Genomic DNA, 17585 nt, shown 5'->3' with positions numbered 1-17585 from the left:
AGGACTCGCAGGAATGGACGTCCGGGAGCCGCTGCTCCCGGACGCATATCGGTTAGAGCAGGCCGGCTTCCTTGTAGTAGCGCTCGGCGCCCGGATGCAGCGGAATGCTGAGACCCTGCAACGCCGTTGCCGGATCGATGCCATTCGCCGCCGAGTGCGACGCCTTCAGCCGGTCGAGATTTTCGAACAGCAGCTTGGTCATCTGGTAGGCGGTCTCGTCGCTGACGCCGGCATGGGTCACCAGGATATTGCCGATGGCGGCCGTGCTGACATCCTCGTCCTGGCCGTCATAGGTACCGGCCGGAATGACCGTCGCCACGTAGGGCGCGCCAATGCTGTCCACCACCTCGGCGGGAATGCTGACGATGGTGATGTCCATGGTTGCCGCCAGATCCTTGATGAAGGCGACGCCCAGGCCCGACGATTGCAGCGTGGCGTCGAGCTGGCGGTTCTTGATCAGCTCGGCCGATTCCGCATAGGGCAGGAATTCGACCTTGCCCAGATCGTCATAGCTCATGCCGGCGGCCGCGAAGATGGCCCGTGCATTGAGTTCGGTGCCCGAAGCCGGCGCACCCACCGAGATGGACTTGCCCTTGAGGTCTGCGAGCGTCTTGATGCCGCTTTCGGCGCTGGCGACGATCTGCACATAGTTGGGATAGATGGCGGCGACGGCCCGCAGGTCCGTCAGCGGCTGCGGGAACCCCGCCTCCTGCAAACCATCCCAGCCGGATTTGACCGAGTCGCCCAAGGCAAAGGCGAGTTCGCCCTTGTGCTGCTGCAGCAGGTTCAGGTTTTCGACCGACGCCTTGGTCGCCTGCACCTGGGTACGGACACCCTCGATCTCCTCGGCATAGATTTCCGACAGCGCGACGCCAAGCGGATAATAGACACCGGATGTGCCGCCGGTGAGGATGTTGATGAATTCCTGGGCGTTGACGGCAGCGCTGCCGCTTATGGCCAGGACAGCGCCGGCAACCAGGCCCGCTACGCGGCGGACGGGAACGAAAGACATGCGATATTCCTCCCTGCATGTTCGATGTTTCTGCCCCGACGCCTCCACGCGCAGGGACTGCCCGCCACATTGCAAAGGGCATGCCAATCGGGAGAAGCCAGCAAATCGGGCCTTTTGAATGCTGCGCGCGGCCAGCCCGAGCGCCGATCCGCCAGGCGATCCCCTGCCCTGGCGGAAATCCGCCAGCTAGCGCACGCTCGCGCCCGGCACCCTCAGGCCATAGCGCGCAATCTTCTCGTTGAGCGTGCGACGCGCCAGCCCGAGCCGTTCGGCGGCATCGGCCGTGGAGCCATTGGCCGCGCGCAGCGCCTGCTCGATGGCCGCGGCCTCGAAGCGGGCGACACGATCGGCAAGGCTGCCGCCTGCCCCCCCGTCGCTCGGACCCATGCCGCGCTGCACCATGCCCAGCACCGTCCGCTCGGCCAGCGCCCTGAGTTCGCGTACATTGCCCCGCCAGTCCGACGTTTCGAGCCCCGGCGGCAGGCAGTAAGTGCCCGTATCGGGCAGGCGGAACCGCCGTGCCGCATCGGCGGCGAACAGGTTGAACAGCAGCGCCACGTCTTCGCGGCGCTGGCGCAGCGGCGGCACGGCCAGTTCCACCGTGGCGAGCCGGAAATAGAGGTCCGGCCGAAAACGGCCTGCCTCGCTTTCGGCCTTGAGGTCTGCCTTGCTGGCAGCAATGAAGCGCACGTCGATGGGCCGGGACATATTGGTCCCCAGCGGCTCGACGCTTCGCTCCTGGATGGCCCGCAGCACCTTGGCCTGTAGCGATAGCGGCATCGACTCGATCTCGTCGAGAAACACGGTGCCGCCCTTGGCATATTCGAGCTTGCCGATGCGCTCGCCCGCGGCTCCGGTAAAGGCTCCGCGGGCATGGCCGAACATCTCGCTCTCGAACACCGTCTCGGGAATGGCGGCGCAGTTGATGGCCACGAACTGCCCCTTGGCGCGACCGCCGAAATCATGCAGCGCGCGGGCCACAACCTCCTTGCCGGTGCCGGTTTCTCCGTTCACCAGCACGTCCACGTCGATATTGGCCAGTTGCAGGATGGACCGGCGCAGCGCAACCATGGCCGGCGCCAGTCCGACCAGCCGATCCTCGATCTCGACGCCCCCTGCGGCCTGGCGCAGCCGGGCAAGCTCGCGTCCGAGCCTCCGGCGCTCGGTGGCCCGGTCGAGGATCGCCACCAGATGCTCGGCATCATAGGGCTTTTCGATGAAGTCATGGGCGCCGCTCCGCATCGCATCGACGGCAAGGGCCACATCGCCATGGCCGGTGAGCAGGACGACCGGCAGGTCCGGCGCCACCGCGCGATAGTGGTCGAGCACCTCGATACCCCCCAGCCCCGGCATGCGGACGTCGGTGACCACGCAGTCTATGTCGGCCGGCTCCACCCGTTCCAGCGCCCTCTGTGGCGCGGTGAAGCTGGAGACACTGAAGCCGGAAACACCCAGCCATTCCTCCGCCGCGGCGCAAAGCTCGGCCTCGTCGTCGATGAATACGATGCTTCCCCTGCTCATGCCGGCGCCAGCCTCTTGCGCACCGGTTCGGCCTGATAGAGCGGCAGCACCACGCTGACCAGCGTGCCCCCACCCGGTCGCACATCGAAACGCAGCGCGCCGCCGAATTCCTCGACCAGCGTTCGGGATATGGAGAGGCCCAGCCCCAGGCTCTCTCCGGTGCTCTTGGTGGTGAAGAACGGCTCGAACAGGCGTTCCCGAACCGTTTGGGGAATGCCGGGGCCGGTATCGGCAATCTCCACCGACACCCCCCGTTCGTCGCTCCGGGCCGTGACCCGGACCTCCCGATTCTCGGCCTCGGCCGTCGCCTCTATGGCGTTGAGCACGAGGTTGATGAACACCTGCTCCAGCCGCACCGCATTGCCGGCCACACGCGGCAGCTCGGGTCCCAGCGCCTTTTCCACGCGCACCGCCCCGTCCCGCGCCTGTGGCGCGACGATATCGAGCGCCGCTTCAAGCACCGTGGCGATATTGACCGCCTCGGGCGGCCCCGGCTCGCGGCGCGAGGAGAAGGTGCGCAGGTGCTTGACCGTGCGCTGCATGCGGCGCAGCAGGTTGCGGGCATTGCCGAGATTGCGGTGAACTTCGGCCGGCGCATCGCGCTGGGCATGCAGGTCCGCCGCCGCCAGCGTATTGTCGAGGGCCGAGAGCGGCTGGCTCACTTCATGCACGATGGCCGCCGACATGCGGCCAAGCGCCGCCAGCTTGGCGGCATGGATGAGATTTTCCTGCGTCGCCCGCAGCTCGGCCTCGGTGCGCCGCCGCTCCTCCACCTCGTGGGCCAGCGCCTGGGTGCGTTCGGCAACCCGCCGCTCCAGGATGACATTCTGTTCCAGCTTCAGCCGGACGATCTGCCGGCGCTGGTTGGCAAAGACCAGCGCGCCCAGCCCCAATATGGCGATGAGCGCAGCCAGGCCGCCTACCAGCCGGGCTTCACGCTCCACCGGCTCCAGCGGCAATGCCGACAGCAATTGCCAGCCATCCGGCTCGATGGCGCGCCGGCCCAATAGATAAGTGTCGTCGGGCAGATTGATAAGCAGACTCCCCGCCGCCGCCTCGGCCGGAGCCAACGGCGCCGCGGCGGCGATGTCTATGCCGTCATAGCGCCGTTCCGCTTGCAGCAATTCGATCGTATCGCCCGCCAGCGTCTGCAATGGCCGGTAGTTCCAGCGCGGATCGCCGGAGAGAAACACGATCCCGTCGCGATCCGCGACCGCACTCATTTCGCCTGCTGCTGCCCAGGTCATGGCCAACGGCCCCATATCGACCTTGGCGACCACGACGCCGATGGGCTCGCCGCCGATATCCACCCGACCCGACAGGAAATAGCCCGGCTTGCCTGTCGTTACGCCCACCGCATAAAAGCGGCCGCTGCCCGTCGCCATGGCATCGAGGAAATACGGCCGGAACGCATAATTGTGGCCCACGAAGCTGCCGGGCTCATCCCAGTTGCTGGCAGCGATGGTCTGCCCGGCAAGATTGAGGACGTAAAGCTCGTCCGCCCCCGACATGCCTCTGACAGCCTGCAGATAGCCGTTGGCGGCGCCTGACGATGTCATCGATCCCGGCTGCTGCAGTGCCGCCACCACGCGCCCGTCCTGTCCGATGACGCCCGGCAGGTAGCGGAAGCGTTCGATTTCGCTCTCGACCGAGCGCAGGTTGATGGTGAGGCGGTCCTGCACCTGCCGTTCCACCTCGCCGAACTGCCGCAGATAGGCCAGTCGCCAGCAACCCAGCGCAACGCCGGCGACCACGAAAACGGCCACCAGCCCCAGCCAGACGCGACGGCGTTGGATCGATTGCAACCCGGCATATCCTCCCGGCCCGCCGGTTCGCTCCGGCGATGCTCGCCCGCCAAGTTGAGCCCAGTTCCGCCCGCCATGCAATGGCAGGGGAGAGTCAAGCTCGCCGCGGCACGCCATGTCGCCTCAAGAGACATTTCGGATGGACAGGCCACCAAGTGCAGTATAAATTTTTGGACAGATGTCCAACCCGTTCTAATTTTGATCCCGGTCATGAATTACGAGACAACTGCAAACGCTTCCGTCTCCTCTCCGGTATCCATGCCGTTCTGGACGCGTTTCGCGACAGCATCGCGCGATCTGTCACCGTTCTGCCTGGGTGTGGATCCATCGCGCGAAGTGCTCGCCGGCTGGGGTCTCGATGCCGATATCGACGGGTTGCGCCGGTTCTGCGACGAGGTTCTCGCATGCGCCCGTGAGCATGTTGCCGTCGTCAAGCCGCAGGTCGCCTTCTTCGAGGCGTTCGGTCCCGCCGGCATGGAAACGCTGCAGTCATTCATGCGCGATGCGCGCGCCGCGGGCCTGCTGGTCATTGCCGATGCCAAGCGCGGTGACGTCGGCTCCACCATGGATGCCTATGGCCAGGCCTGGCTTGGCGACGACGCCCCCTTTGCTTGCGACGCCGTCACCATCAGCCCCTATCTGGGCCTGGGCGCCTATACCGGCTTTCTCGAACGCGCTGCCGATAGCGGCACCGGCGTCTTCGTCGTCGTGCGCTCTTCCAATCCCGAAGCGGCCGAACTGCAGGACGCGCTGATAAACGGCAAGACCATTGCCGACCATCTGGCCGTTCAGATTTCCGCCTTCAACCAGCACCGCCTCGACCGATTCGGCAATGGCCCGGTCGGTGCCGTGGTGGGGGCCACGCTTGGTGCCGGCGCCGCACAGACCATTGCCGCCCTGCCGACCTCGCTCTTCCTCGTTCCCGGCCTCGGGGCACAAGGCGCTACTTTCGCCGATGTCGCCGCCCAGTTTGGTGACGCCGTCAATCGCGCCGTTCCGTCCGCCTCCCGCTCGATTCTGTCGCTCGGCAAAAACCCGCAGGCGTTTCGTGGCGCACTGGAACGCCACGTCGAGGATGCGCGCCGGATAATGCGGCTCGCCTGACCAGCCGCGACTATCGCGCGCCACTCGGCAAAGGGCATCAGTCCAAAAATTGATACGATAGCCGGCGCATCTATGAGCCGTGATGACCAGGACCGGCTATTAAGCCGGCCAGCAGGTCACGCGGCCGCCGCCCGAGTGGCCTGCGACGAGTCTCGATTTATAGTCATCCCGTGATTCACCAGCCTGCTCTGGCCTGCAACGGCACTTGGCTGCTCCGACCACGCGAGTCGGGAAGCACCTGTGCCAACGCGGCTGCAGTACGAATGCCCCTTTCGCGGGCGAACTGCTGCCCCGCTACCCACTCGATCGCCTAAACCTTAGCCAGTTTTGCGTTCTGTCTATTTTTTTAGATTAATCCTTGACTCCATCCCGACAGGGCACGTTTACTCGGCATCGGTTCGCATGAAAGTTACCCCTCGGAGGACGTTATGACTGTCAACAGACTCGCCTTTGCCATTTTCGGCGTCGCCCTTGCTCTGGGCACGACGCCGCTGGCAGCCCAGGAATTTACCGCCCGCATCGGGCACCTGGAATCCGACCAGCAGCCGCGCCATGCCGGCCTCGTCATGGTCGCCGACCTGGTCAAGGAGCGCACTGGCGGTGCCGTGGCGTTCGAACTCTTCCCGGCCGGCCAGTTGGGTCAGGCTCGCGAAATGAACGAAGGCGTCCAGCTCGGCCTCATCGAGGGCACCGTCTCGCCGGCGGCATTCCTTGCTGGCTTCAACCCCGCCGTCTCCATTCTCGACGTCCCCTTCCTCTATCCGTCGGATCGTGAAAAGGCCGCGGCCCTGCGCGGCGGTGCCTTCGGCGATGCCGTGCTGGCCAGCTTCGAGCCGCTCGGCTTCCACGCCGTGGCCCTGTGGCCCAACGGGCGCAAGGCCATGACCTCGAACAACGAGATCGCCAATGTCGAGGATTTCGCCGGCCAGCGCTTCCGGGTCATGGACTCGGCCGTGTTGATCGAGCAGTTCAACGCGGTGGGCGCCTCGGCCATCGCCCTGCCCTTCGGTGAACTCTACACCGCCCTGCAGACCGGCGTTGTCGACGGCCAGGAAAACGCGCTCGATACCATCGCCACCATGAAGTATCAGGAAGTGCAGCAGCATCTGCTGATCTCCGAGCACGGTGCCAATGAGGACGTGGTCCTGTTCAACCCCGGCTGGTGGAATTCCCTGCCGGCCGAATACCAGGACATCATCGTCGCGGCGTTTGACGAAGTCCGCCCGCAGGTCGAACAGATCAAGGAAGCCGCCCAGGCGACCGCTCTCGAAACCATCAAGCAGAGCGGCATCGATATCGTCGAACTCGACGACGCCCAGCGTGCCGCCTTCCGCGAAGTGATGTATGGTCCTGCCCGCGACGCCTACCTGGCCGGTGCTGGCGATGCCGGCAAGACCATCGTGGACGTCTACGAAGCTCAATATGCCGAGATCGTCGGCCAGTAATCGACCACGGTCGGCGCCTCCCGCGAGGCGCCGACACATTTGGAATGGACCATGAATGGCTGCTTTGCTGCGCTTCCTACGCTCGCTTGAACACACGCTGCTTGCCGGCGTGATGCTGGTCATGGTGCTGATGTATAGCGGGTCCATCGCCGTCCGGGAAATCGCCCCGCCCTACGCGCGCTATGTCGTCTGGGTCGACGAGGCCACCCGTTATTTGATGGTCTGGCTGGTTTTCCTGGCCCTCGGCATTGCCCTTGAGCGCGGCCGGCAGATTGCCATGACCAGCTACCTCGAAATGATGCCCTCGCGCGTGCAGTTCGTGCTGCGCAAGATCATCGACCTCACGGGTTTGCTCTTCAGCCTCTACATCACCTGGGTAGGTATCGAGATGACCATGATCATCGCCAATACCGGGCAACGCAGCCCGACGCTGGGTATTTCCACCGCCTATCTCTATCTGGCGCTCCCGGCGGGCTTTGCCCTGTTGGCGCTCCGCTACGCGCTGAGCCTTGCCGGCGTCATCGATCGCTGGTCAAACAGCACCCACGAAGGGGCCGTCTGAGCCATGATTGTCATTGCCTTGTTTATCGGTGCTCTGGCGCTGCTGTTCCTCGGATTCGAAATGTTGCTGGTGCTCGGCCTGCCCGGCATCCTCACCAAGGAAATTTTCTATTCGGCCGTGCCCGAAGTGCTCTATGGCCAGAAGCTGGTGGGGGGCATCAACCACTCCACTCTCATGGCCATTCCATTCTTCATCCTGGCTGCCGAGATCATGGCGCGCGGCAATATCGCCCGCCAGTTGACCAATGTGGTCAAGGCTTTTCTCGGGCATCACGCCGGCGGCCTTGGCCTCAGCATGGTGGCCGCCTCCGCCGCTTTCGGCTCGGTCTCGGGTTCGGCTCCCGCCACGGTGGCCGCTTTGGGCCGCATTCTCTATCCGCAGATGCGCGAACAGGGCTACAGCGACAAGTTCTCGCTGGGCCTCCTCATCTCCTCGGCCGAAGTCGCCCTGCTCATCCCCCCCTCCATCACGCTGATCATCTATGCCTGGCTCACCGGTACATCGGTGGCGGCCCTGTTCGCCGCCGGCCTTGTCATCGGGCTCTTCCTGTCGGCGGCCTTCGCGGTCTATGTGCTGATCTATGCCCGCCGCCACGGCCTCGGCGGCACCGCGCGGCTGCCCTTCCGCGAACGATGGCATGCGGTGCGCAAAGGCATGTGGGCGCTGGGATTGCCCGTTGTGCTGCTGGGGGGCATCTATTCTGGCTTTTTCACGCCCACCGAGGCGGCTGCCGCCAGCGTCGTCTACGCCCTGCTGATCGAATTGCTGGTCTATCGCGAGATGAAGTTTCCCGATGTGGCCCGCATAGCCACCAGTGCCGCGATCACCACCGCGTCCATCTTCGTGCTGTTGGCCGTGGGCAGCCTTGTCGCCTACTTCATCACGCTGGCGCAGGTGCCCAACATGGTGATCGGCTTCATGGAGAGCATCGAGGCCAACTGGATCGTCTTCCTCTTGATCGTCAACCTGCTGTTCCTGGTGGCCGGCATGTTCATCGATCCCAACTCGACCCTGCTGATCTTGGTGCCGGCGCTCTACCCCGTTGCCGTCAGCTTCGGCATCGACCCGATCCATTTCGGCATCATCGTCTGCCTCAATACCTGTATCGGCATGATTACGCCGCCCTTCGGCCTCGACATCTTCGTGGCGTCCTCGACGCTGAACGAGTCCGTCGCCAAGATCATCAGCGGCGTCACTCCGTTCATCGTGGTCAACCTGCTGACACTGGTGGTGGTGACCTACGTGCCCGACCTGTCGATGTTCCTGCCGCGCCTGCTGGCACCATAGCCGAACCAGACAAAAAAGAGGCGGCCGCTGGGCCGCCTCTTTGCCTGTGCCCCCGTCTCAGGAAGCGGTCGGCGCGAATTCGGCGATCCCGCCATGGGCCGACGACCAGGCCGCTGGATTGTTCAGGAAGCTCTCGACTTCATCGAGCGTATTCTTGTCGAAGTGCTGCATCTCGCGCGCCACTTCCAGCACATCCCACCAGGTCGCCAGGTAGTGCAGCTCGACGCCGAGCTCCTTCATCAGCTCGGCACTATTGGGAAAGATGTCGTAGTAGAACACCACGAAGCAGTGATCGACCTTGGCACCTGCCCGCCGCAGCGCATCGGCGAACATCACCTTGGACCGGCCGTCCGTCGCCAGGTCCTCGACCAGCAGCGTGCGCGCATCGGCCACCACTTCGCCTTCAATCTGGGCATTGCGGCCGAAGCCCTTGGCCTTCTTGCGCACATACTGCATCGGCAGCATCAGCTTGTCGGCGATCCAGGCCGCGAAGGGAATGCCGGCTGTCTCGCCACCGGTAATCACGTCGATCGATTCGAAGCCGATTTCCGCCGTGATGGTCTGGGCCGCCATGTCCATCAGGGCCGACCGCAGCCGGGGATAGGAAATCAGCTTGCGGCAGTCGACATAGACCGGGCTCGCCCAGCCGGAGGTGAAAACGAATGGCTGGCTCGCGTTGAAATGAACCGCGTTGATTTCCAGCATCATGCGGGCGGTCTGGCGCGCGATTGCCTTCTTCTCTCCGCTCAGGCGTAATGTGCTCACTGTAGGTATCCTCATCATGGGGGCCACAACAGGTCGCGCCAAGGACCAGCCGTCGGACGCTAACGCCGCGGTGCAACTGGTTCGAGTTTGAGTGCAACCGCCTCGCTATAGCTGCTGCTGCAAAGTCCAGTCAACGGAAGTGCCGCCGAAGAGCGGGATTATTTCGTCGTTTTCGACAGCAATGGACGCCTCGACCACATGCGGCGCCTTGCTATACGTCACGCGGGTCTCGCTCGGAGCGAAACCATAGAAGGCCGGGCCGTTGAGCGAGGCGAAAGCCTCGAAGCGGTCGAGCGCACCATCCTCGTCGAACACCTTCAGATAGGCTTCCACCGCCACCGGCGCGCTGAACACGCCCGCGCAGCCGCAATCGGCTTCCTTCAGCCGTTTCACATGCGGCGCCGTGTCCGTACCGAGGAAATAATGCGCCGACCCGCTGGTCGCCGCCGCGCGCAAAGCCACCTGGTGGCGCGCCCGCTTCAGCACCGGCAGGCAATAAAGATGCGGCCGCAACCCACCCTCGAACAGCGCATTGCGGTTGTAGAGCAGATGCTGAGGCGTGATCGTTGCCGCGACATTGGCGCCACGGCTGGCAACGAATTCGGCGCCCTCCTGGGTGGTGATGTGCTCCATCACCAGCCGCAATTGTGGAAACCGCTCCAGCACCGGGATCAGCACCTGGTCGATGAACAGCTTTTCGCGGTCGAAGATATCCACATGCGGCCCCACCAGCTCGCCATGCGTCAGCAGCGGGATGCCATGCTCGCTCATCGCCGCGAAGACCGGGTCGAGCCTGTCGATCGAACTGACCCCGTGCTGCGCATTGGTCGTGGCATGTGCCGGATAGAGCTTTGCCGCCACGAAGATGCCGTCCCGATATCCGGCCACCAGATCGGCAGGATCGGTATGGTCGGTCAAGTAGCAGGTCATCATCGGCACGAAATCCTGCCCCTCCGGCACCGCCGCCAGGATGCGGCTGCGATAGTCCGCGGCCATTTTCGCCGTGGTGACCGGTGGCACCAGGTTGGGCATGACGATGGCCCGGGCAAACTGCCGCGCCGTATAGGGCACCACCTGCCGCAGCACGGCCCCGTCGCGAAAATGCACATGCAGGTCGACGGGGCGGCGGATCGTAAGTGAGGTCATGTCAGTTTCCAGCGGTAACCAGCCCATGCAGCACATCGACTCCCTTGAGGAAGTCGGCAATTTCCATGGCTTCATCAGGATTATGCGATCCGTTGCGATTACGCACGAAAATCATGCCCGACGGCACCCCGGCATTGGCGAATACCGCTGCATCGTGTCCCGCGCCGCTGGGCAGCACCTCCAGCGGCAGCCCGCAGCGCTCGGTCATCTCGCTCAGCCGGGCGATGATCCCGTCATCCATCCGCGCCGGTTCGGCGACCACCCGCTCGTCGAACTCAAACCGCACGCCCCTCTGCGCCGCCACGGCGCGGCACTCGCTGCGGAACAGTTCATAGAACGCCTCCAACGTGTCCCGGCTCTGGCTGCGAATTTCGAAGCTGAAGCCGATCTCGCCCGGAATCCGGCTGATGGCATGGTCGGCCGCGTCGGTGCTGACCACCCCGCTGGTGACGACCAGGTCCAGCCCGCGCTCCAGCAGCGTGCGCCAATGCTCGTCCAGCCGGCCGATCAGTTCGGCAAAGGCGAATACTGGATCCTTGCGCAGCCAGCGCGGAATGGCGCCCGAATGGCCTGCTTCGCCCCGGCACACCACCTTGCGATGCCGGATATTGCCGCGAATCCCGCTCACCACGCTGGTCGGCAGGTCCCGCGCCACCATCACCGGTCCCTGCTCGATATGCAGTTCAAGATAGCTCAGCGCCCCCTTGGCATCGAACAGCACTTCCCCCTCGCGGATCGGCCCAAGGTCGATGCCCGTGGCTTCCATCGCCTCGCCCAGCGTGCGGCCCTTGCCGCGCGAGCGCGCCTCAAGATCCGACGGATCGAGCAGCCCGAACAGCACGCGCGAACCGATATTGGCCCGCCCGTAAAACGCGCTCTCCTCGCCGCGCAGCATGATGACGCGCACCGGCTGGGTCAGTGTCCGGCCCGATTGGCGGATGCGCGCCAGGCACAGCAGCCCGGCAATGATCCCCGCCGCCCCGTCGAAATTGCCACCCTGCGGTACCGAGTCGGCATGGCTGCCGATATAGTGGGCCGGCACCGTGCCATCATCCTCGGGCAGCCGCACGATCAGGTTGGCGACACTGTCCGCCTCCACCACCAGCCCCAGGTCTTCGGCCGCCTCCCGGAAAATGGCCAAAGCCGCATCCTCGCCTTCGCCATAGCATTCTCGCGTAATGCCGACGCCATCGCCGGTGACGGCCGCCAGGCGGTCGAAAAGCTGCGTGGCCAGCGCTTCGCTGTCGAGTACCGGAGCCGCTGTCATGGCAGGATTTCGCTATCGCCGAGCCGCAGCCCCGCATCGCTGACGGCGCCGGTCAGGTCGGCGACGCGGTCGACCCCCTTTCGCGCGCAATAGGCCGCCAGGCCGTCGATCACCTGGGTCATGGCATGTGGCTGCACGAAGGTCGCCGTGCCCACCTGCACCGCGCTGGCACCCGCCAGCATGAATTCCACCGCGTCATTCGCGTCTGCGATCCCGCCGCAGCCGATGACCGGAATCGTGACGGCGCGGGCGCATTGATAGGTCATGCGGACAATGATCGGCTTGACCGCCGGTCCCGACAATCCGCCCATGATATTGCCCAGCGTCGGCCGCCGCGTTTCGGTATCGATCGACATGGCCAGGATCGTATTGGCCACGACCAGCGCATCGGCGCCGGCATCCTCGGCCGCCCGCGCCACCGCTACCACGTCGCCGGTATTGGGCGTCAGCTTGGCCCAGAGCGGCAGGCTGCTCGCCGCGCGCAGCTTGCGCATCACCTGGCTCGTCGAGGATGCCGACATGGCGAAGGCATGCCCGTCCTCCTCGATATTGGGACAGGAGATATTGGCCTCGATCGCCGCTATTCCCGGCAATTGGAGCCGGCCGGCCAGTTCGGCAAAGGCATCAGCCGTCGGTGCCGAAATCGACACCACCAACGGGCTCTCGAATTGCCGATAGAATGGCAGCGTTTCGCTAAGGAAATAGTCCAGCCCCTTGGAGGGAATGCCGATGGAGTTGAGCAGCCCATTGCTGATCTCGGCGACGCGTGGCACCCGGTTGCCGCTGCGCAGCTCGGCCGTGATGGTCTTGGTCACCATCGCCCCCAGCCGGTTGAAATCCACCACATCCGCCAGCCCCTCGGCAAACGTGCCCGAAGCCGGCATCACCGGATTGGCCAGCGCCAGCCCGCCGATCTGCACGCCCATATCTACCATGACGTGGCCTCGGCCAATGCGAAGACCGGCCCGTCCCAGCAGACGCGCCGGCTCACCGTTTCACCCGCCACCCGGAAGTCGCGGACACAGCAATGGCACATGCCCAGGCCACAGGCCATCTGCTGCTCCATGGCCACCTGCCCGGCAATACCCAGCTCGTCGCCGAGGCGCTGCATCAGCAGCATCAGCCGGTTGGAGCCGCAGGTAAAGAAAGCGTCGGCATGACCCTCCGCATGGCAGCGCCGCAGCAGGCGCTCGACATTGTCGACGCTGCTGCTGCCATCGCTGTCCAGCACGATCTCGACATGTGCGCCGATATCCGCGAAACGCGGCACCGACAACACCTGGTCCTGGTCGCGCGCGCTGATCACGGCGGTAACGCCGATATTCCGCGCGGCCGCCATTTCGGCCAGCGGCGCCAGGGTCGCCAGGCCCACGCCGCGCCCCAGCACCACGATATGGCGCCAGTCCGGCTCCAGCGCGAAGCCGACGCCAAGCGGCCCCAGCATCGAGAGATAATCCCCGGCCTCCAGGCTGGCGAGACCGCGCGTACCGGCCCCATTGACCTTGTAGAGGAACTCGACGACGCCGCTCTGCGGTTCGGCGCGATAGGTGCTCATCGGCCGCCGCAGATAGGGCGCATCCCTGTCGGTCGTCGGGCATTGCAGGTGAAAGAATTGTCCGGCCACGGCACGGCTGGCTGGCCCCGGCGCTGCGACCACCAGCAGGTTGTAGGTATCGTTGACCCTCTCGTTGGAGAGGACCTGCGCACGAACATCGTCCACGCCGCTGCCGGGAAGCCTCAGGACGCTGCCGGCAGTATTGGCGGCCATTGCTCCGGCCGCAGTCATCGCAATCTGTCTCATTTTTGAGACGATCCCAGAAGGCAAGACCTTTGTCAATCCGCCTGGCGTTTGTCAGCCCGGCTCGACCGTGCTGTCCAGGATATTGCGCAGCATCTGGGCGCCATCCGACCCCTTATGCGCCGTCTCCCACTGCTGCGTCAGGGTGTCCTTGAAATAGCTCACGGCCTCCGGGGCCGATGTGACCAGCGCTATGCCCGAGGACACATTGGGCTGGTCGCCCAGGCGATAGGGACTAAGGGTGACCGCCGAAGTGTCCTGCCGGTCATAGACCTGGAAGGTCTGGGTCGGCGGCTGCCCGTCGACGATGCCGACCTGCACGCCGATGGGCTGGCGCAGCATGGTCTGGTACAGCATTTCCAGTTCCCGCCGGGCGGCCGCCCGCCGCTCCCGCTGCACGTCCGGCGGCAGGTCGAACCGGCCGATCAGCCCGAGTCGCAGAAATCGCTCCAGGTCCTGCGACCCCACGATACTCACTACCGGCACGCCACGACGCGTCGCGGTGGAGCGGCGCTCCTCCAGCAGGTCGATGATCTTGCCGACGAAATCCACCTGCCGGGCCCGGTCCGGCGCCCCGTCGGGAATGGCCTCGACCAGCATGGTGCGCAAATGCGCCATATAGTCCTCGGACAGCAGCAGCGACGACACCGGCGAGAAATTGCCCAGCACCTGCACCGCGTTCTCCTCGAGCTGCCGCATGCGTTCGAAGAAGGCGATGGCGTTGTTGTAATATTCGACCCCCACCCCCAGCAGCGATGGCAGCGACACGCCCAGCAGGGTCGAGAGAGCGCCCAGAATTTGGATTTTGACGATCTCGCCCTTTTCCAGCCGGTACACCGCGGCCCGTGAAATACCCAGGCGCTCGGCAACATCCTCCGCACTCAGTTCCTTGCCCAGCCGATAGGCCCGCAGGCGCTGGCCGACCTCCTCATACTGAATGTTCATTCCGCCACCCTTGGAATTTCGTCTAATTTTTGATATTGTCGACCTTTGATCATCTTGTGTCCATTGCTGACGCAGCAGGGAGAGTGGTTCATGGAGCAGCTGTGTTCCTGGCTTGAAAGCCAAAGCGGCGGGGTTCGAACCTATATCGAATTTCAGAAGAAATCTGCCTATCTGGCGCAGAAAGATCAGGCCAACGGCTCGCTCTACATCCTGTTGGGCATGGTCGCGCAACGCTTCAGCAATCGTTACGACGGCGAACCTCTTCCCGTCGACACCGCGACGGCCGCACTCCAGGAATTTGCAGTCCTGCTGCGGCGCGCCAGCGACCTGGCCAACAAGGACGCCAATCTGCAGCTGCGTTTTCTCAATGAAATCGCCACGCTCGACCTGACGGCTCAACAGCTTAGCTAAGCCCGCCTGGTCCCGTGCCGCATGCGCCGTGGGCTTCACGCCCCTACGCCGGTCAGGCATGCGCCCAACAGCTGGAATACATTCGTCCGGATCGTCTCACTATTGAGACGATCCGCCCCGGCCGTCAGCGCTAGCCCGCCAGGTGCCCGCCCAGCCGGTCCAGCATGTCGAGGCACGCATCCATCTGCGACAACTCGATATATTCGTCCGGCTTGTGCGCCTGCGCGATGGATCCTGGGCCGCAGATAACCGTCGAAATGCCGTGCTGCTGAAACAGCCCCGCTTCGGTTCCGAAGGAGACGCAGGTGGCCGGATTGCGGTTACCCGTCAGGCTGCGCACCAACGCATCGGCTTCCGAATTGCTCATCGGCTCCAATCCAGCGACCTCGCCGATGATCTGCGTGATCACGCCCGCCTCGGGCGAGACACGCCGCATCCTGGGCAGCAGGTCGGTTTCGACATAGGCCTCGATCTGGCTGCGGGCATAGGCAAAGTCGCCGGCCGAGACCGGGCGCAGTTCCCAATCCACCGAACAGGCGCCGGCAATGACATTGCGCGCGATGCCGCCCGCCATCCGCCCGACCTGGATGGTCGACCACGGCGGATCGAACCGCGACTCCGCCGGGGCGCGCGTCTTCAGCACCTCCCCGATTTCGAGCAGCCGCGTCACGAAGCGCACCGCATATTCGACCGCGTTCACGCCAAGGTCGGGCTGCGAGGCATGCCCCTCGGCCCCGGTGAAGCTGGTCGTATATTCGCAGCACCCCTTGTGCCCCTCGATGATCTGCATGTCGGTAGGCTCCCCGACAATGCAGACCGCGGGCTTCCGCCCGACGCTGGCCAACTGGTCCAGCATCACCTGCGCCCCGAGACATCCCACCTCTTCGTCGTAGGTGAAGGCCATGTGGATGGGACGCTTGAGATCGGCCGCGGCAAAGCGCGGCCCGAAGGCAAGGGCGCAGGCCAGGAACCCCTTCATGTCGCAGGTGCCGCGACCATAGATACGGTCGCCGCGCCGGTCGGCCAGGAACGGGTCGCTGGTCCAGTCCTGGCCCTCGATGGGCACCACATCGGTATGTCCCGACAGCACGATGCCGCCATCCATGTCCGGCGGGCCGAGCGTCGCGAACAGGTTGGCCTTGGTGCCGTCGGGATCGAGCGTCAGGGTGGTGCGCGCCCCGATCTGGTCCAGCCGCTGGTTGATATAGGCGATCAGTTCGAGATTGCTGTCTTGCGACACGCTGCGAAAGGCGACGAGATTCGCCATGATCGCCAGCGTGTCGTCGAGCAGGGCATGGGCCAAGACCAGACCTCCCGGTCAGCGTTTGATGACGAGTTCGCGCGACACGTCGGCCAGGCATTCCGCATCGGCGCCGGCGCGGATGCGGATGGTCTCCGAAGTCTCGAAGCCCCAATCGTCGGTCCAGATGGCGGGCATGAAGTGGAACGTCATGTTCTCCTCGAGCACCGAGGGGTCGCCGGCCCGGATGGACATGGTGCGCTCGCCCCAGTCGGGCGGATAGGAGATACCCACCGGGTAGCCGGCACGCGAGGATTTCTCGACGCCATGCCGGCGCAGTACGCCGAAAAAGGCATCGGCAACCTGGCCGCAGGTATTGCCCGGCCGCGCTGCCGCCAGGCCCGCAGCCAGCCCTTCGAGCACCGCATCCTGCGCCTTGCGCATGGCCGCCGGCGGCTCGCCCAGATAGAGCGTCCGCGACAGTGGCGCATGATAGCGCCGATAGCAGCCGGCAATCTCGAAATAGGTGCCCTCGCCGGCTTTCAGCACCCGGTCGTCCCAGGTCAGGTGCGCCGCCGCCGCATCCTTGCCCGATGGCGTCAGTGGCACGATGGCGGCGTAGTCGCCGCCGAATTCGGGGGTTCCGCGCAGGCCGGCATCATAGATTTCCGCGATCAGGTCGCACTTGCGCACGCCCGGCTCGGCCACGGCGCGAATGCGCTCATGCATGATTTCGACCAGCCGTGCCGCGCGGCGCATATAGCCCAGTTCAGCCTCCGACTTGACGGCGCGCTGCCAGTTCACCAGGGCAGTCGCGTCGCCGATCCTGGCATCGGGCAGCTCGGCGCGCAGCGTTTCGAGGCATTTCGCCGAGAAATAGTAATTGTCCATCTCGACGCCCAGCCGCGCGGCGCCGTGCCCCTTGTCGCGCAGCACGCCGGCCAGCACCTGATAGGGGTGGATGTCGGGATTTTGCACGTAGTGATCGGGGTAGGAAAACATCGAGCCCTTGTCGAGGAACGTCGTCAGGCGAGCCCCGGCCTGGTCCTGCGGTCGCCCGAACCATAGCGGCTCACCCTCGGGCAGCACGATCACCGCTTGGTGGACATAGAAGGACCAGCCGTCATAGCCGGTCAGCCAACCCATATTGGATGGATCGGTGACAACAAGGACGTCGATGGCCGCCGCGCTCATCGAGCGGCGAACCTTGGCGAGGCGCTGCGCATATTCCGTTGCGGCAAAGGCAGGCGAGGTCTCGGTCAATCACGATCTCCGAA

General features: G+C 64.8%; 16 protein-coding genes. 5 read left to right on the top strand and 11 right to left on the bottom strand.

Annotation, left to right across the window (positions count from 1 at the left end; translation table 11 throughout):
- Positions 1-52 precede the first annotated feature (52 nt).
- The 3 genes from ASD80_RS18090 to ASD80_RS18080 form a co-directional block, all read right to left on the bottom strand.
- Positions 53-1012 (bottom strand): TAXI family TRAP transporter solute-binding subunit, encoded by a 960-nt coding sequence (locus ASD80_RS18090; RefSeq protein WP_056236128.1) that lies wholly within the window; start codon positions 1010-1012, stop codon positions 53-55.
- Between the two features lie 186 nt (positions 1013-1198).
- Complete coding sequence (locus ASD80_RS18085; RefSeq protein WP_056236125.1) at positions 1199-2533, bottom strand: sigma-54-dependent transcriptional regulator; 1335 nt, start codon at positions 2531-2533, stop codon at positions 1199-1201.
- On the bottom strand, positions 2530-4338 hold the full coding sequence (locus ASD80_RS18080) for a sensor histidine kinase (protein ID WP_056236122.1): 1809 nt from the start codon (positions 4336-4338) through the stop codon (positions 2530-2532). Before ASD80_RS18080 ends, ASD80_RS18085 begins: the two co-directional genes overlap by 4 nt.
- Positions 4339-4548: 210 nt before the next feature.
- Here ASD80_RS18080 and pyrF point away from each other — a divergent pair, with 210 nt between their 5' ends.
- The 4 genes from pyrF to ASD80_RS18060 all read left to right on the top strand — a co-directional run bounded on the left by pyrF (position 4549) and on the right by ASD80_RS18060 (position 8736).
- Positions 4549-5442: an orotidine-5'-phosphate decarboxylase gene (gene pyrF / locus ASD80_RS18075; protein ID WP_162247394.1), complete on the top strand. Its 894-nt coding sequence runs from the start codon at positions 4549-4551 to the stop codon at positions 5440-5442.
- A gap of 428 nt (positions 5443-5870) precedes the next feature.
- Positions 5871-6887: a TRAP transporter substrate-binding protein gene (locus ASD80_RS18070; protein WP_056236116.1), complete on the top strand. Its 1017-nt coding sequence runs from the start codon at positions 5871-5873 to the stop codon at positions 6885-6887.
- A gap of 55 nt (positions 6888-6942) precedes the next feature.
- Positions 6943-7449: a TRAP transporter small permease gene (locus ASD80_RS18065; RefSeq protein ID WP_056236113.1), complete on the top strand. Its 507-nt coding sequence runs from the start codon at positions 6943-6945 to the stop codon at positions 7447-7449.
- A 3-nt stretch (positions 7450-7452) separates the two neighbouring features.
- Positions 7453-8736, top strand: a complete 1284-nt coding sequence (locus tag ASD80_RS18060) for a TRAP transporter large permease (RefSeq protein WP_056236110.1) — start codon at positions 7453-7455, stop codon at positions 8734-8736.
- Between the two features lie 57 nt (positions 8737-8793).
- On the opposite strand, the gene ASD80_RS18055 is transcribed toward ASD80_RS18060, so the two are convergent.
- From ASD80_RS18055 to ASD80_RS18030, 6 genes are all read right to left on the bottom strand, one after another.
- Complete coding sequence (locus tag ASD80_RS18055; RefSeq protein WP_200950355.1) at positions 8794-9501, bottom strand: orotate phosphoribosyltransferase; 708 nt, start codon at positions 9499-9501, stop codon at positions 8794-8796.
- Positions 9502-9606: 105 nt separating this feature from the next.
- Positions 9607-10647 carry a dihydroorotase gene (gene pyrC, locus ASD80_RS18050; protein ID WP_056236107.1) on the bottom strand — a complete coding sequence of 347 codons (1041 nt, stop codon included), beginning with the start codon at positions 10645-10647 and terminating at the stop codon, positions 9607-9609.
- Position 10648: 1 nt separating this feature from the next.
- On the bottom strand, positions 10649-11914 hold the full coding sequence (locus ASD80_RS18045; protein WP_056236105.1) for a hydantoinase/carbamoylase family amidase: 1266 nt from the start codon (positions 11912-11914) through the stop codon (positions 10649-10651).
- Positions 11911-12849, bottom strand: coding sequence for a dihydroorotate dehydrogenase (locus ASD80_RS18040; RefSeq protein WP_056236103.1), 939 nt, complete (start codon positions 12847-12849; stop codon positions 11911-11913). Before ASD80_RS18040 ends, ASD80_RS18045 begins: the two co-directional genes overlap by 4 nt.
- Positions 12843-13715, bottom strand: coding sequence for a dihydroorotate dehydrogenase electron transfer subunit (locus tag ASD80_RS18035; RefSeq protein WP_244489044.1), 873 nt, complete (start codon positions 13713-13715; stop codon positions 12843-12845). Before ASD80_RS18035 ends, ASD80_RS18040 begins: the two co-directional genes overlap by 7 nt.
- 51 nt (positions 13716-13766) lie before the next feature.
- Positions 13767-14657 (bottom strand): helix-turn-helix domain-containing protein, encoded by an 891-nt coding sequence (locus ASD80_RS18030; protein WP_056236098.1) that lies wholly within the window; start codon positions 14655-14657, stop codon positions 13767-13769.
- 90 nt (positions 14658-14747) lie between these two features.
- Here ASD80_RS18030 and ASD80_RS18025 point away from each other — a divergent pair, with 90 nt between their 5' ends.
- On the top strand, positions 14748-15068 hold the full coding sequence (locus ASD80_RS18025; protein WP_056236095.1) for a hypothetical protein: 321 nt from the start codon (positions 14748-14750) through the stop codon (positions 15066-15068).
- A 130-nt stretch (positions 15069-15198) separates the two neighbouring features.
- On the opposite strand, the gene argE is transcribed toward ASD80_RS18025, so the two are convergent.
- Both argE and doeA read right to left on the bottom strand, forming a co-directional pair.
- On the bottom strand, positions 15199-16371 hold the full coding sequence (argE, locus tag ASD80_RS18020; protein ID WP_211197743.1) for an acetylornithine deacetylase: 1173 nt from the start codon (positions 16369-16371) through the stop codon (positions 15199-15201).
- 15 nt (positions 16372-16386) lie between these two features.
- Positions 16387-17571: an ectoine hydrolase DoeA gene (doeA, locus tag ASD80_RS18015; RefSeq protein WP_056236092.1), complete on the bottom strand. Its 1185-nt coding sequence runs from the start codon at positions 17569-17571 to the stop codon at positions 16387-16389.
- Positions 17572-17585 lie beyond the last annotated feature (14 nt).

The sequence above is a fragment of the Devosia sp. Root635 genome, assembly GCF_001427605.1.
Classification (GTDB): Bacteria; Pseudomonadota; Alphaproteobacteria; order Rhizobiales; family Devosiaceae; genus Devosia.
This window is presented reverse-complemented; position numbering and strand designations above follow the sequence as displayed.